Below are 15,349 nucleotides of genomic sequence, written 5' to 3'. Positions count from 1 at the left end.
TTTTATCAATTACTGGTATTTTATATATAAATCATTATGTAAATTAAAATGATTATAATTATTAGTAGGGGAGTGAGGCTTCCGTGGAAGAACGTTTAAATCGCGTGAAGCAACAATTACAACAATCTTCATATAAATTGACACCTCAACGTGAAGCTACGTTGCGTGTTTTAATTGAAAATGAAAAAGATCATTTAAGTGCTGAAGATGTTTATTTAAAAGTGAAGGACAAAGCACCTGAAATAGGTCTAGCAACAGTATATCGTACGTTAGAGCTATTATCAGAATTAAAAGTTGTTGATAAAATTAATTTCGGAGATGGCGTCGCTCGTTTTGATTTACGTAAAGAAGGCGCAAAACATTTTCACCACCACCTTGTTTGTATGGAATGTGGCAAAGTAGAAGAAATTGAAGAAGACTTATTGCCACAAGTTGAAGAACGTGTCGAAAATGATTTTAATTTTAGAATTTCTGATCATCGTTTGACATTCCATGGTGTATGTTCTGATTGCCAGGCATTGGGTAAATAACTCAGCTACGTACACCATTTTAAAGATAGAGGTGGTATCTTGGATACGATTATTGAAGAATATTTGAAATTCATTCAATTAGAAAAAAGATTAAGCTCGAATACAATAGGAGCTTATCGGAGAGATTTAAAAAAATATAATACGTTTTTAGAGTTACAAAAGATTAGTCATATTGATTTTATTGATAGAGCATCCATTCAACAATGTCTGGGGTATTTACATGATAATGGCGCTTCTGCTAAATCGTTAGCACGGTTTATTTCAACAATTAGAAGCTTTCATCAATTTGCGTTGAGAGAAAAGTATGCTGCAAAAGATCCAACTGTACTTATCGAGACACCCAAATATGATCGCAAATTACCTGATGTATTAGAAATAAATGAAGTGTTAGCACTATTGGAAACGCCCAATTTGGCTAAAATAAATGGCTATCGAGATCGCACAATGCTAGAGTTATTATATGCGACAGGCATGCGTGTTTCTGAGCTCATCCAAATTGAGTTAGAAGATGTAAATTTAATTATGGGCTTTGTCAAAGTATTTGGAAAAGGTAATAAAGAGCGTATTGTACCTTTAGGTGACACAGTAATAGAATATTTAAAGACGTACATAGAAACCATTCGTCCTCAATTGTTGAAGAAAACAGTGACGAATACCTTATTTCTAAATATGCATGGCAAACCTTTATCAAGACAAGCTATATGGAAAATGATTAAACAAAACGCTATCAAAGCTAATATCACAAAATCATTAACACCACATACATTGAGACATTCATTTGCCACGCATTTACTAGAAAATGGGGCGGATTTACGTGCAGTTCAAGAAATGTTAGGACATTCTGATATATCTACCACACAATTGTATACACATGTATCCAAATCACAAATTAGAAAAATGTATAATGAATTTCATCCACGTGCATAAACACAGACAAGTTGATTCGTTGAATAACTCGCCTGTGTTTTTATATGCAAACAATTGGTTTAGTACTTTTATTTTCTATCTTGTTGTTTTTGATATAATGCGTTTAAACGAGCCTCATTCACTTCTGTTCTATCTCTTTCTAAATGATGATTAACAATGTAACTATCTCTAATAACATATTCCGTCATGATATAGTTTGGATACGTTGTTAAAATTTTTTGTTGCATTTGTGAAGTGATTGGTAACTGTACTGGTGCAAATTGTTGACCATTTTCAATAGCATGTACTAATTCAGCAATCACTTTTTGGTATGCTTTGATATCAATACCTAGATTGATTTCTTCTTTGTAAGGTTCAATAACTTTTAATGCTTTTCTAAAAGATTTGATAGCACCTTTATCATTTTCTCTACGAAAGTGATAACATCCAGTTGCAAATAAAATTAAACTGACGACAGCGTCATCCTTACTGAAAGATTTATTTTCCTTCCAAGCTTCCTCTAAAATGTCATGACATAAAAAGTAATGTTGATTCGTATGAAATTGAAAATAAAATTCCTTTAATGCATTTTCCATAAAAAACCGCTCCAAATTTAAATGTTTTCATTAAACATGCTATAATACTTTAGTGAATTACGCACTTAACTTGCGATATGAGGTAGATAAAATGTACGAAGTAAAACTAGATGCCTTTAATGGACCATTAGATTTATTATTGCATCTTATACAAAAAATTGAAATTGATATTTATGATATTCCTATGAAAGCATTAACTGAGCAGTATATGCAATATATACATACGATGAATCAATTAGAAATTAATATTGCTAGTGAATACTTAGTCATGGCTTCAGAATTATTGATGATAAAAAGTAAAATGCTTCTACCTCAAACGAATGAAGTGGAAGATTTAGATGATGATCCACGAGACGAATTGGTGGGTCGTTTAATCGAATATCAAAATTATAAAGCCTACACTGAATTTTTAAATGAACGTAAAGTCGAACGTGCTTTATATTTTTCTAAACATCCAACGGATTTATCCCATTTAGAATCCAATGAAACATGGAGCCCAGATAATACAATTGATTTAACAGAATTAATCATTGCCTATCAAAAAGTAAAAAACAGAGTTGAGTTCCATACACCTAAAACAGTAGATATACGTAAAGAAACATTCACAATACAACAAGCAACTTCACAAGTCACTGATAAATTAAAGCAGCATGAGTCCTTTAACTTCTTTAGCTTATTTAATTTTACAGAACCGATAGAAATGGTAGTGACACATTTCTTAGCTATACTTGAAATGTCGAAATCCGGTATAGTAAATATTGAACAAGCAAAAAGTTTTGATGATATTAATATTTTAAGAGGAGTAAACTATGGCGTTGCAAGATAAAGGCATATTAGAAGCACTACTATACACAGCCGGAGACGAAGGTTTGGATCAACAGCAACTACTAGAAATTTTAGAAATTGAACCAACAACATTAACAGAATTAATTGAAGCGTATGATTCACCCGGTTTAACGATTCAACACTACGGTAATACTTATGTATTAACTACCAAGAAAGAAGCATCTGATTATATCGAACAATTAATTGAACAAAAATCAAAAATGAAATTATCACAAGCTGCAATGGAATCTTTATCCATCATTGCATATAATCAGCCCTTATCACGCAGTGATATTGAACTAATTAGAGGTATTAATTCAGACGGCGCTGTTAAAACATTAATCGCTCGCGGTTTAGTAGAAGCTAAAGAGGAAGCCGATTCTAGAAGTCATCAACTTTATACCACTGAACTATTTTTAAACGTATTTGGTATTGAACATTTAGACGATTTACCTACTACAGACGAAGAAGATGAAGAAATCGAAGCGTTCTTTAGTAACTTAGTTAATCAAAAAGGAGATAATCATGAATAAAGATACAGAAAGACTTCAAAAACGTATTGCCAACAGTGGCTATACTTCACGTAGAAAAGCAGAAACTTTAATTACTGAAGGCAAAGTAAAAGTGAATGGCACAGTTGAAACTGAATTAGGCACTAAAGTTAAACCTTCTGATAGCATCGAAGTAGAGGGTATCAAATTAGAACAAGAAGACAAATTATATATACTATTTTATAAACCTGCACAAGTCATCACCAGTGTTTCAGATGACAGAGGACGTAAAGTTGTAACTGACTACTTTAAACAAATTAAAACAAGAATTTATCCAGTTGGCCGTTTAGATTATGATACATCTGGTTTATTATTACTGACAAATGACGGCGAATTCACTAATCTTATGACACATCCACGTTATAAAATAAAGAAAAAATATGTAGTAAAATTAAAAGGTTATCTCATGCGTGAAGAAGTGAAATCGCTTGAACAAGGTGTCCAACTAGAAGATGGTGTTACTCAACCTGCTATAATTAAAGTGAAAAATCAAGATAAAGATAAAAACACAACATTAGTTGAAATCACTATTACTGAAGGACGTAATCGACAAGTGCGTCGCATGTTTGAACATTTTGGACATCAAGTAACCAAATTGCAACGCATTGAATTTGGACCATTAAACTTGAAAGGTTTAAATGCTGGTGAAGGTAGAGTACTTACGCCACACGAAGTTAAAATGATACGCCAAATTGCAGAACACGGTAATTAATCTGAATTTAAATTATCAACTATGATAATTTTTTCACAAACTTTTTCTTCATAACCACTTTTAACCTTAAAGCTATGATATAATATGGTTGAATTAGAAAGTTAGTCGTGTGGGAGGTATATACGTATGTCAAACGAAATACTAATTGTAGACGATGAAGATCGTATTAGAAGATTATTGAAACTATATCTCGAAAGAGAATCTTTTGAAATACATGAAGCAAATGATGGAAATGAAGCATATAGAATGGCAATGGAACATGACTATGCTTGCATTTTATTAGATTTGATGCTACCTGAAATGGATGGCATTACCGTTGCGTCTAAATTAAGAGAGCATAAGGAAACACCCATTATCATGTTAACTGCTAAAGGTGAGGAAACAAATCGTGTAGAAGGATTTGAATCTGGTGCGGATGACTACATCGTAAAACCATTCTCTCCAAGAGAAGTGGTCCTACGTGTTAAAGCATTATTAAGACGTACACAAGTGGCAACTGCCGAACAAAGCGAACCACATGCACGTGATTTAATAGAATTTGATCACTTAGTGATTGATAACGATGCACATAGAGTGTTGGCAGATGGTAGTCAAGTGAATTTAACACCTAAAGAATATGAATTATTGATCTTCCTAGCAAAAACACCTAATAAAGTATTTGATAGAGAACAATTACTAAAAGAAGTATGGCATTATGAGTTCTATGGTGACTTGCGAACTGTAGATACTCACGTTAAACGTTTAAGAGAGAAATTAAATCGTGTATCAGAGGACGCTGCACATATGATACAAACTGTATGGGGTGTTGGTTATAAATTTGAAATCAAATCAAATAATGAATCAACTCAATAGCGTCGTCATTAAACTGTGGTTAACTATTATTTTTATAGTGACTACAGTTTTAATTTTATTAAGTGCAGCGCTTATAACGTTTATACAATCTTATTTCACGCAAGAAACAGAAGACTCATTATTAAAAGATGCAAAACGAATTAGTCAACTTTTAGAAAGCGCAGATAATAGAGAAACTGCAATTCAACATAGTAGAAAATTAATCGAAGGACCAGTTGGACTTATCATAATGAATGATAAGCATATAGATAGACAGGATAAAGATAAAACGAAAAACAAAATGGTCAAAGAAATTAAAAAAAGCAATGATTACAATCAAGTATTTAATAATGGTAAACAAGTTTCTGAACATGTCACCTTAAATATGAATGGAAATCAACGAACTTATGTATTAATCGGTTATCCTACAAAAGCCATTTCATCAGCGGATAATCACACAAATAAGTTTAGTGGTGTATTCATTTATCAAGACTTAAAAACGATTGAAGACACAAACAATGTCATTACCGTTATCATTTTAATTATTGCGATTATCTTTTTAGCGATAACAACTATCTTTGCCTTCTTCTTATCTTCTAGAATTACAAAGCCTTTAAGAAATTTAAGAACACAAGCGTTAAAAGTATCTAAAGGTGATTATGCGCAAGTTGTCCCAGTCAATTCGCGAGATGAAATAGGGGAATTATCACGCGCATTTAATACAATGAGTTCCGAAATACAGCAACACATTGACGCGTTATCTTCATCTAAAAATATCCGCGATAGTCTAATCAATTCAATGGTAGAAGGCGTATTAGGCTTTAATGATAAAAAAGAAATTATCATTTCAAACAAAATGGCTAATACTACATTGCAAATGTTAGATGATTTTGCTTTAGAAAAACTTGATGAACAAAATGAACTTACATTTAAAAATAAAAAAACGCAATTTGAAGTTTATGAAATTAACACGCGCTATTTTGTAATTATTACAAGTTATATCGAACAAATTCAACCTGATGGTCGTAGTGGTATTGTAGCTATCATTCGTGACATGACTAACGAACATAATATGGACCAAATGAAAAAAGACTTTATTGCGAATGTATCACATGAATTACGCACGCCTATATCTTTACTGCAAGGGTATACAGAATCCATCGTTGATGGTATCGTCACCGAACCTGCAGAAATTCATGAGTCACTTTCAATTGTGTTAGATGAAACAAAACGCTTGAACAGATTAGTGAATGAGTTATTAAATGTTGCTCGTATGGACGCAGAAGGATTAACTGTAGAAAAAGTTGTTCAACCCATTGATCATTTGCTTGATAAGGTGCAACAAAAGTATCAAAAACATGCTAAAGATTTAGGTTTAAATATGAATTTAAGTCCAAATACTCACAATCAGATGTGGTATTATGATTCTGATAGAATTGAACAAGTATTAACCAATCTTATAGACAATGCTTCAAGATATACTGAACCAGGTGACGAAATAAAGATTGAGTATGGAGAAACGCAAACTGAAAATATCCTTTATATTAGTGACACTGGATCAGGCATAGCACCTGAACATTTACAACAAGTATTTGATAGATTCTATAAAGTAGACACTGCTCGTAAAAGAGGTAAACAAGGAACAGGATTAGGATTGTTCATATGTCGCATGATTATACACGAGCATGGTGGTACTATCGATGTTAAAAGTACGCTTGGTAAAGGGACTACATTTATCATCACTTTACCAAAACCTAAAACAAACTGATTTATCTTTAATAATTCTAATCTATTACAAATCCGTTACAAGCGTGGTACTACTACGGCTTGTGACGGATTATTTTCGTTGGTAGCTTGAATTTAATTTTATTTTTAATCATTTTATCACATGTGTAGTACACACAATGGCTAGGCAATGAGTTATTTTAAGCAATTCTATTGTTTTTATCTGACTAATAAGCTATGATAAATTTATAAAATTTAAGAAATTCATCTTCGGGGTAGGGTGCAATTCCCAACCGGCAGTAAATAAAGCCTGCGACCCATTTTATTATATATAATAAAATGGCTGATCTAGTGAAAATCTAGAGCCGACAGTAAAGTCTGGATGGGAGAAGATGGAGGACATGATTTGTTGTGCAATTTATTCCTCCTATTCTATGTAAGATGAATGGAAGGAGACAATTAAATATGCATCAACAAACAAAAAGACTCATTACCATAAGTATGTTGAGTGCGGTGGCTTTCATTTTAATGTTTATAAAATTTCCAATACCATTTTTGCCACCTTATTTAACGTTAGATTTTGGTGATGTTCCCGCGTTATTAGCAACATTTATTTTAGGACCTGTAGCAGGTCTTATTGTAGAATTCATAAAAAATTTACTCAACTTTTTATTTAACATAGGTGATCCAGTTGGACCAGTTGCAAATTTTTTAGCAGCATCTAGCTTTTTATTAACAGCTTATTTTGTAACGAAATATAAAGATAAAATTAAGTCACAAATTGTTGGACTAAGTATTGCGACAGTAGTTATGACAATTGTATTAAGTATACTGAACTATTTCGTTTTACTCCCACTGTATGGCATGATTATGAATCTATCTGACGTTGTTGAAAATGTAAAAATCGTCATCGTATCTGGTGTGATTCCCTTTAATATCATTAAAGGTATTGTCATCTCTATCATATTTATTTTGTTATACAACAGACTAAAAAATGTCTTACCTAAATAAAATTTAATAAAAGAAAGATAGATAAAACGAGCCATTATATATTGATATCACGGCTCGTTTTATCTATCGCTTTAAAAAAATAAAAAGTTAGCAAATGTCACAGTGATGACGTTACTAACATGGTTGTATATAAATACTATTTTGCAATAATAGCATTATTCAAATTTTAATGCATCGCCATCAAATGATTCCTCTTCAATTTTAATTGAATCCGTAGGACAACCATCTAATGCATCTTCCATGTCTTCATATAGTTCTTCTGGCACTTCCGCAGTACCTTGATTATCATCTAGAATAACATATGCAATACCTTCGTCATCATAGTCATAAATATCAGGGGCAGCGGCACCACAAGCACCACATGCAATGCATGTATCCATATCTACAATTGTATATTTAGCCAATTTCTTCGCCTCCTTTGACAAAAATGCTACAATAATTACACAAATATTATTGTAATCACAGTTTATCGTTTTTTCAAATGTTTTCGATTTATAAGATGAGGGAGCGTCTATGTATAATATAATTCATTTTGCATACACAAATGCACATAATTACAAAACCGAAAAAAGTATATTTAATATTATCACAGGGAAAAAGTCTCATCAAACGTTTTTTGACGCCTGTAGTCAACAACTATTGTCATTGTATCATAGCTTACCTAATTTAAAATATCCGTCGTTTGAGCGATATTCTAATAATTTTAACATTGAAACAGCGCAATATCAAAGTATCATTAATCATCCTCGACACACATACGACAGTCTTGTGAACACGTTTAATGCAATTCAATTGTTAACTCAGACACTTTCCAATACTGGCCATGCTATTTATGAATTTATACCGATCACACAACATCGTACTGTGCAAAAACAAGTTAAACAACTATATAAAAAAATAACTGATGAAGATTTAAAATCTCGATTCATCGAAGAACTTACAAACTTATTTCATACGTTATCAGAAAAAAACAATCATGTTTATCTCCATTACTATTTACAAGGTTTTGAAGAAAGCATGTACACTAGACAACAAGTAAGTTTAATTGAATCTGTATCTCAAGAACACTTATATGAATTGGAAATAAGAGATTTAGTTACTTTAATGTATGAAATAGAAGATGATTCACAATATCCTTTATTAAATCAACTTATTATATTACCTGCTTTATTACATAAGACAACATTAACTTATGAAGGTATAAAACAAGGCATGCATTTTGATAAATTAGCAGCTCAACAAAATGTTAAACAAAATACGATACAAGATCATATCTTAGAATTATTTATCAAAGGTTATTTAACAGATTATCATTCATTTTTAATACATAAAACTTATGAACAATTTATTCCACATTACTTGTCAAACCGCAGTGAACGTTTAAGAAACTATAAAACTATATTTCCAGATCTTAGTTATTTTGAAATTAAATTAATCATTGTTGGCATTGAAAGAGGTGATTTGCATGCTTAATGAAGCGTTAAAAAAACACTTTGGTTTTGATACTTTTAAACCTGGACAAAAAGAAATCATAACGCATGTACTTGAAAAGAAAGATACATTAGGTATTTTACCAACTGGAAGTGGCAAAAGCCTATGCTATCAATTGCCAACATATATAAATCAACAACCAACACTAATCATCTCTCCATTAATCTCATTAATGGATGATCAAGTCATGCAACTTAAACTACATGGTGAGCATCATGTAGCTTGCATTCACTCAGGAATGGATGAACATGAAAGGGCTCAAAACATTAAACAATTGACGAAAAGTCGCTTTATTTTCTTAAGTCCTGAATTTCTACTACAACCTCATAACTTTAAATTAATAAAACATATAAATCTAGGAATCATCGTATTAGATGAGGCACACTGTCTCTCAGAATGGGGTTATGATTTCCGACCGCATTACGCCTTAGTTGGCAAAATCGTCAACCATTTTCATAACGCTACTGTATTAGCTTTAACAGCAACAGCACCATCCTATTTAACATTTGATTTAGAGCAAATATTAAATAAATCTTTTCATATCGTAAAGACAACCATGAATAGAGATAATATTTCGTTATCGCATAAAAACTTTGCTGATGATGATGAGAAGTTGAAATGGTTACTACCTTCATTAGAACACGCTGGTCCAACAATTATCTATGTATCATCTAAAAAAATGTGTCTATTATTAGCGCAACAAATATACAACTATGGCTTTTTAACTGGTATTTATCATGGTGACTTATCTTATCAGGAGCGTCATACGGTACAACATCAATTTTTAAATAATGAAATCCCAATCATTGTTGCTACAAGTGCATTTGGTATGGGCATTAATAAAAAAGACATCCGAACAATTATCCATTTTCATTTATCTACAAGTCCTTCTAATTATATGCAAGAAATAGGTCGTGCTGGTCGTGACGGGGGACAAAGTCAAGCCATTAGTCTTTATCAACCAGATGATCGCTTTTTATTAGAAACACTATTATTTACCGATATGATAACGATGGAGGATGTTGAAACATTCGAACTCGGTCAATTTTTGCCTCCTGAAAAATCAGAAGTTCTACAAATACTTTATAGCTATTATACATATCAACAATTACGTAATATATTCGAGATTTCATACAAACGTAAACATTTAGGATATATGCGCATGTTAGGCTATAAGCATCTTGATCAATGTCGACGTGCTTATATGATAGAATTCTTTAACGAACAATTGAGCGAAAAACCAAACCAGTGCTGTGATAATGATTCTAAAATTAATGCAATAAATATATTAAATAGAAAAAAAGTTAAAAGAAAAATGGATTTTAATGAAAAAATACAAAATTTATTTAAATAATAGACAATCACTTTACTTCATATTTTCAATCAAGCTATAATACGGTGTATACACTTGTTTAATAGTAATTTTTCTTCAAAAAGTTATACATATTTACAATCTTTCAGGGTAAAACAGTATATACTTAAATAAAAAAAGGAAGGATGATGAATTTGTCTAACAACAATTTTAAAGATGATTTTGAAAAAAATCGTCAATCCATTGATCCAAAAGAACACCAAGAAAATACTCAAGACTCGGTTAACGATTCAGTTGACAATGTAAAAGAGGAAGTGTCTAATAAATCAGATGAACAATTTCCTCCTAGAAATGCTCAACGCAGACAACGTCGAAGAGACACAGCAACAAATCAAAGAGAAGATGAGCAGTCTAACCAAGAACATCACAACGAAAATAATGATGTTGGTGATCGTGATAATGGTTTACAACACGAAGACAATTCTTCAAGAGATTCAAATGCAGACAAAGAATCTAATGATCCTTCACAAAATAACAATTTGATTCACGAATCATCAAACAATCAGCAATCTGAAAATCGTCATGATATAAATAATGAAAAAGTTCAATCTGACGAAGATAGCAATAATAAAAAAGGTGCTGCTATCGCCAGTAGTGGTGCTGCAGGCGCTGGTGCTTATGCTGCTAGTAAACATAACGATGCAGCTTCAAGTTCTAAAGACCATAACGATAAAGCGCATCAACAAAATCAAGATTGGGAACAATCCAATCAAACGAATGATTCGACAGAAACGCAAGATGAAAATACAAACAATCATGATTCTAAGAAAAAAGGTGCTGCTGTAGCAGGTGGCGCTGCCGCTGCTGGAGCTGGTGCTTATGCAGCTGGCAAGCATAAAGGCAAAAAAGATAAAAATGATAATGAACCAGAACAAAATGAATCCAAATCTGACGTTAAAAACGAAGAAAAACATGGTTCTAAGAAAAAAGGTGCTGCTGTAGCAGGCGGTGCAGCAGCTGCTGGTACTGGCGCTGCCGCTGCTTCACATTCTAAATCAAGTACTGGCAATGGTGGTAATGGTAATGGTGGCAACGGCGGAAATGGTAATAATGGTGACAATAACCATGATTCTGAAGATAACAACAAGAAAAAAGGTGGTTTACTTGGTAAACTCCTCCCAATTATAGCAGCTATTTTAATCTTAGCCGCTATAGGTATCTTTGGTGGTATGGCGTTAACAGGTAACAACGATGATAAAGGCAGCGACGATGACAAAAAAGTAGCTGACAACAAAGATAAAGATTCTGATAAAGCTAAAGATGCTGATTCTGATAAAGACAGTAAATCAGCTAAAGATAAAGACAAAGCTAAAGATGATGACAATAATCAAGCTACAACAGATTCTGATAGTAGTGATAGCTCTGATAATGCCAATTCTGATTCTGACCAAGGTAACAACGATTCACAAGATCAAGCTAACAGCGATCAAAACCAAGGCACACAAGATGAACAAAATAGTCAAAACAATCAAGATCAACAAAGCGATCAATCACAACAAAATAATCAAGCTAATAGCAATCAAAATGGTTCATCAGACCAGTCACAAAATGCATCAAACGATAGCAACCAACAAAATAATCAATCTTCAAATAGCAATTCTGGACAACGCACTCACGTTGTAAATGGACAAAATTTATATAGAATTGCGATCCAATACTATGGTGAAGGTACTCCAGAAAATGTAGAAAAAATCAGAGAAGCAAATAATATTCAAGGCAACGACATTCATAATGGTCAACGTCTTGTGATACCACAATAATTTTCTTTACTACTGATAATTTTTATGGATAACTATTAAATAGAGTAGCTATCAAATTATAGATAAACCCTGCGCACATATTTGCGTAGGGTTTATCTATGTTTATTTATCGAGTTAAATATTAAATAATATAATTTTCTTTCAAGCATAAACCTTATGAATTCAATTGTTATAAAGTTTTCAAATTCTTTAATTTGGAATTTTTAAAACTATTGGTATAATGTATGGGTGGTAAAAGGAGGACGAATAAAGTATGCAAACAGTTGAAAGTATCATAATAGGTGGCGGTCCTTGTGGATTAAGTGCTGCCATTGAGCAAAAGAAAAAAGGAATAGATACATTAGTTATTGAAAAAGGTAATGTTGTAGACGCGATTTATAATTATCCTACACACCAAACATTCTTTTCTTCTAGTGACAAATTAAGTATTGGGGACATACCTTTTATAGTTGAAGAAAGCAAGCCGCATAGAAATCAAGCACTGGTTTATTATAGAGCTGTAGTTAAACACCATCAGTTACGAATCAATGCTTTCGAAGAAGTCCTCACTGTAAAAAAAATCAATAACCGTTTCACAATTACAACTACGAAAGATGTTTATCAATGTAGATTTCTCACTGTAGCAACAGGATACTATGGACATCACAATCAACTTGAAGTCGAAGGTGCAGAACTTTCAAAAGTAATGCATTATTTTAAAGAGGCGCATCCTTACTTCGATCAAAATGTTGTCATCTTAGGCGGTAAAAACTCAGCAGTCGATGCTGCTTTAGAACTTGAAAAAGCAGGCGCAAATGTCACAGTTATTTATCGTGGCAATGAATATCCAAAAGCGATCAAACCATGGATACTTCCTAATTTCGAATCGCTTGTACGACATGAAAAAATCGATATGGCATTTAATGCAAATGTCACTAAAATTACTGAGGATAGTGTTTTCTATGAACAGGGTGGCCAAACATTTGAGATAGCCAATGACTATGTGTTTGCCATGATTGGTTATCACCCAGATTACGAATTCTTACAATCTATCGGCATTGAAATTAATCAAAATGAATATGGTACTGCACCTGTATATAATAAAGAAACATATGAAACTAATGTTGAAAATTGCTATATAGCTGGTGTCATAGCTGCTGGTAATGATGCAAATACAATTTTTATTGAAAATGGCAAATACCATGGCGGTATTATTACACAAAGTATCTTATCAAAAAAACAAACACCTTTAGAATCTTAAATTCCTAAGATATAAAAAGCTGAGACAACTAAAAATTGTCTCAGCTTTTTATAATTCAAATAGTATACTTAATCATTTTAAAGTTGTGATTCAAAGTATCGTTTTAATTGTTTAAATGTTAAATCATTACTTAATCCAACTAGAAGTTTTAACCTAGCTTTAGGACCATTTAAACCATTTGAGAAAATAACACCTTTATCTGCTAAGGTTGCACCGCCACCTTCATAAGCATAAATTGGTCCTACAATACCGTTAAATGATCTAGATACTAAAATTATAGGTATGTTTTTATCTAAACATTTGTCTAGTCCTTCCAAACTTGTTGGTGGTAAATTACCTTGTCCAAGCGCTTCAATGATGATGCCATCAACATTATTATCACTATGAAACGTTAACACATCACTATTCATTCCCATATATGCCTTAACTAATGGAATATTTAAAGTATGGTCTATTTCATTTAAGATAAGATGCTCATATGGTTTATGGTGAAATTGAACGCTATTTTTAGTGACAACACCTAGTGGGCCATGATTAGGGCTTTGAAAAGTATTTGTATTTGATGTATGTGTTTTCGTAACGTTACGCGCAGTATGAATTTCATCATTAAACACTACCATGACACCCATATCTGAAGACTCGTCACTTGTTGCAACACGAATCGCAGATATGAAATTATATAAACCATCTGAACCTATTTCATTTGAAGAACGCATAGCACCAGTAATCGTAATAGGTTTTGAAATATCTGTTGTTAAATCCAGTAAATAAGCTGTTTCTTCTAGCGTATCTGTACCATGAGTAATAACAAATCCATCATAAGATTCATTTTTAGTTGCTTCCTCAATAATTTCTTTCAACTTTTCCACATATTCAATATTCATATGCGGTGAAGGTACATTGAACGGTGTTATTTCTGTCACATTTGCATATTGCGCAATCACATCTTGATGATTAGATATAGGATTATCTTTATTTGTCACCACTTTGTTAGCTTCATCTTGTGACATGCTTATCGTTCCACCGGTATGTATAACAAGAACATTTTTCATGCTAGCATTCCTCCTATTTATAATATACATATTTATGATAAAATATTATTCATAAAACAACAAGGAAGGGTTACAAAAATGAAATTATTAAATATCGCACTAGATGGACCTGCTGCGGCTGGAAAAAGTACCATCGCTAAATTATTAGCAGCTAAATTATCTATGATTTATGTAGATACAGGCGCAATGTACCGCGCAATAACTTACAAATACTTACAACAAAACAAACCTGAAGATTTTGATCAACTTATAGAAACTACTGAATTGTCTTTAACTTATGATAAAGACAAAGGTCAAAGAGTTATTTTAGATAATCAAGATGTCACTGACTATTTAAGAGAAAACGATGTAACCAATCATGTTTCTTATGTTGCATCTAAAGAAGCGGTTAGAACATTTTCTGTAAACAAACAACAAGAATTAGCAGCTAAAAAAGGCATCGTAATGGATGGAAGAGATATTGGTACCGTTGTATTACCTGATGCAGATTTGAAAGTATATATGATTGCTTCAGTGGAAGAACGTGCAGTTCGAAGACAAAAAGATAATGAAGAACGCGGTATTGTTTCCAATGTTGAACAACTTAAGCAAGAAATTGCTGATCGAGATCAATATGATATGAACCGTGACATATCACCTTTGAAAAAAGCAGATGATGCGATTACAGTTGATACAACAGGAAAGAGCATAGAAATTGTTACACAAGAAATATTAGCACTTGTTCATAAAATTAGTTAATCTCAAATA

At 32.3% G+C, this 15,349-nt stretch carries 16 protein-coding genes and 1 riboswitch; of the genes, 13 read left to right on the top strand and 3 right to left on the bottom strand.

The genetic code is table 11. The features are described 5' to 3' along the window. Nucleotides 1–83 precede the first annotated feature (83 nt). Nucleotides 84–530, top strand: coding sequence for a Fur family transcriptional regulator (locus tag ACM595_RS02920; RefSeq protein WP_002483229.1), 447 nt, complete (start codon nucleotides 84–86; stop codon nucleotides 528–530). A gap of 39 nt (nucleotides 531–569) precedes the next feature. Beyond that, complete coding sequence (gene xerD, locus ACM595_RS02915) at nucleotides 570–1,457, top strand: site-specific tyrosine recombinase XerD (RefSeq protein WP_069822000.1); 888 nt, start codon at nucleotides 570–572, stop codon at nucleotides 1,455–1,457. Between the two features lie 68 nt (nucleotides 1,458–1,525). Here xerD and ACM595_RS02910 read toward each other — a convergent pair whose 3' ends face one another. Further along, entirely contained in the window at nucleotides 1,526–2,032 is a 507-nt protein-coding gene (locus tag ACM595_RS02910) for a DUF309 domain-containing protein (protein ID WP_002483231.1), read from the bottom strand. 91 nt (nucleotides 2,033–2,123) lie between these two features. Between ACM595_RS02910 and ACM595_RS02905 the strand changes: the two genes are divergently transcribed. From ACM595_RS02905 to ACM595_RS02880, 6 genes are all read left to right on the top strand, one after another. Continuing rightward, nucleotides 2,124–2,858 carry a segregation and condensation protein A gene (locus ACM595_RS02905; RefSeq protein ID WP_041080657.1) on the top strand — a complete coding sequence of 245 codons (735 nt, stop codon included), beginning with the start codon at nucleotides 2,124–2,126 and terminating at the stop codon, nucleotides 2,856–2,858. Then, a complete protein-coding gene (gene scpB, locus ACM595_RS02900; protein WP_002483233.1) occupies nucleotides 2,842–3,390 on the top strand; it encodes an SMC-Scp complex subunit ScpB in 549 nt (182 codons plus the stop codon). The genes ACM595_RS02905 and scpB overlap by 17 nt, the downstream gene beginning before the upstream one ends. Then, complete coding sequence (locus ACM595_RS02895) at nucleotides 3,383–4,120, top strand: pseudouridine synthase (protein ID WP_002483234.1); 738 nt, start codon at nucleotides 3,383–3,385, stop codon at nucleotides 4,118–4,120. Before scpB ends, ACM595_RS02895 begins: the two co-directional genes overlap by 8 nt. Before the next feature lie 126 nt (nucleotides 4,121–4,246). Further along, nucleotides 4,247–4,972 (top strand): response regulator, encoded by a 726-nt coding sequence (locus ACM595_RS02890; RefSeq protein WP_011303060.1) that lies wholly within the window; start codon nucleotides 4,247–4,249, stop codon nucleotides 4,970–4,972. Next, a complete protein-coding gene (locus ACM595_RS02885; protein WP_037538600.1) occupies nucleotides 4,956–6,719 on the top strand; it encodes an ATP-binding protein in 1,764 nt (587 codons plus the stop codon). Before ACM595_RS02890 ends, ACM595_RS02885 begins: the two co-directional genes overlap by 17 nt. A 219-nt stretch (nucleotides 6,720–6,938) precedes the next feature. Then, nucleotides 6,939–7,074, top strand: a riboswitch (FMN riboswitch). A gap of 67 nt (nucleotides 7,075–7,141) precedes the next feature. Continuing rightward, on the top strand, nucleotides 7,142–7,687 hold the full coding sequence (locus tag ACM595_RS02880; RefSeq protein ID WP_037538408.1) for an ECF transporter S component: 546 nt from the start codon (nucleotides 7,142–7,144) through the stop codon (nucleotides 7,685–7,687). A gap of 155 nt (nucleotides 7,688–7,842) precedes the next feature. On the opposite strand, the gene ACM595_RS02875 is transcribed toward ACM595_RS02880, so the two are convergent. Then, nucleotides 7,843–8,091 carry a ferredoxin gene (locus ACM595_RS02875; protein WP_002483238.1) on the bottom strand — a complete coding sequence of 83 codons (249 nt, stop codon included), beginning with the start codon at nucleotides 8,089–8,091 and terminating at the stop codon, nucleotides 7,843–7,845. 109 nt (nucleotides 8,092–8,200) lie between these two features. On the opposite strand from ACM595_RS02875, the gene ACM595_RS02870 reads away from it, so the two are divergent. The 4 genes from ACM595_RS02870 (at nucleotide 8,201) to ypdA (ending at nucleotide 13,550) form a co-directional block, all read left to right on the top strand. Then, entirely contained in the window at nucleotides 8,201–9,160 is a 960-nt protein-coding gene (locus ACM595_RS02870) for a helix-turn-helix domain-containing protein (RefSeq protein ID WP_002483239.1), read from the top strand. Further along, nucleotides 9,153–10,532, top strand: coding sequence for a RecQ family ATP-dependent DNA helicase (locus ACM595_RS02865; protein WP_041080659.1), 1,380 nt, complete (start codon nucleotides 9,153–9,155; stop codon nucleotides 10,530–10,532). Before ACM595_RS02870 ends, ACM595_RS02865 begins: the two co-directional genes overlap by 8 nt. 146 nt (nucleotides 10,533–10,678) lie before the next feature. Further along, nucleotides 10,679–12,310, top strand: coding sequence for an elastin-binding protein EbpS (gene ebpS, locus ACM595_RS02860; protein ID WP_419744431.1), 1,632 nt, complete (start codon nucleotides 10,679–10,681; stop codon nucleotides 12,308–12,310). 253 nt (nucleotides 12,311–12,563) lie between these two features. After that, a complete protein-coding gene (ypdA, locus tag ACM595_RS02855; protein WP_115340598.1) occupies nucleotides 12,564–13,550 on the top strand; it encodes a bacillithiol disulfide reductase YpdA in 987 nt (328 codons plus the stop codon). Nucleotides 13,551–13,627: 77 nt separating this feature from the next. Here the strand turns inward: ypdA and ACM595_RS02850 are convergent, their stop codons facing one another. After that, on the bottom strand, nucleotides 13,628–14,602 hold the full coding sequence (locus ACM595_RS02850; RefSeq protein ID WP_041080660.1) for an asparaginase: 975 nt from the start codon (nucleotides 14,600–14,602) through the stop codon (nucleotides 13,628–13,630). Between the two features lie 78 nt (nucleotides 14,603–14,680). Between ACM595_RS02850 and cmk the strand changes: the two genes are divergently transcribed. Continuing rightward, the gene (cmk, locus tag ACM595_RS02845) at nucleotides 14,681–15,340 is read left to right on the top strand and encodes a (d)CMP kinase (RefSeq protein ID WP_002483244.1); all 660 of its coding nucleotides are present in this window, start codon (nucleotides 14,681–14,683) and stop codon (nucleotides 15,338–15,340) included. Nucleotides 15,341–15,349: the final 9 nt, after the last annotated feature.

Origin of the sequence: Staphylococcus sp. LKG3-1 (assembly GCF_048568385.1) — a bacterium.
Taxonomy (GTDB): Bacteria; Bacillota; Bacilli; order Staphylococcales; family Staphylococcaceae; genus Staphylococcus; species Staphylococcus saprophyticus.
Note: the sequence above shows the minus strand (reverse complement) of the source record. Positions and strands in the feature narration are given on the sequence as shown.

Bases quoted from the DNA above. Each gene is read 5' to 3' on its own strand.
- scpB (WP_002483233.1), top strand. From the start codon at position 2,842: ATGGCGTTGCAAGATAAAGGCATATTAGAAGCACTACTATACACAGCC.
- ACM595_RS02880 (WP_037538408.1), top strand. From the start codon at position 7,142: ATGCATCAACAAACAAAAAGACTCATTACCATAAGTATGTTGAGTGCG.
- cmk (WP_002483244.1), top strand. From the start codon at position 14,681: ATGAAATTATTAAATATCGCACTAGATGGACCTGCTGCGGCTGGAAAA.
- ACM595_RS02865 (WP_041080659.1), top strand. From the start codon at position 9,153: ATGCTTAATGAAGCGTTAAAAAAACACTTTGGTTTTGATACTTTTAAA.
- ACM595_RS02870 (WP_002483239.1), top strand. From the start codon at position 8,201: ATGTATAATATAATTCATTTTGCATACACAAATGCACATAATTACAAA.
- ACM595_RS02890 (WP_011303060.1), top strand. From the start codon at position 4,247: ATGTCAAACGAAATACTAATTGTAGACGATGAAGATCGTATTAGAAGA.
- ACM595_RS02885 (WP_037538600.1), top strand. From the start codon at position 4,956: ATGAATCAACTCAATAGCGTCGTCATTAAACTGTGGTTAACTATTATT.
- ypdA (WP_115340598.1), top strand. From the start codon at position 12,564: ATGCAAACAGTTGAAAGTATCATAATAGGTGGCGGTCCTTGTGGATTA.
- ACM595_RS02895 (WP_002483234.1), top strand. From the start codon at position 3,383: ATGAATAAAGATACAGAAAGACTTCAAAAACGTATTGCCAACAGTGGC.
- ACM595_RS02905 (WP_041080657.1), top strand. From the start codon at position 2,124: ATGTACGAAGTAAAACTAGATGCCTTTAATGGACCATTAGATTTATTA.
- ACM595_RS02850 (WP_041080660.1), bottom strand. From the start codon at position 14,602: ATGAAAAATGTTCTTGTTATACATACCGGTGGAACGATAAGCATGTCA.
- ACM595_RS02910 (WP_002483231.1), bottom strand. From the start codon at position 2,032: ATGGAAAATGCATTAAAGGAATTTTATTTTCAATTTCATACGAATCAA.
- ebpS (WP_419744431.1), top strand. From the start codon at position 10,679: ATGAATTTGTCTAACAACAATTTTAAAGATGATTTTGAAAAAAATCGT.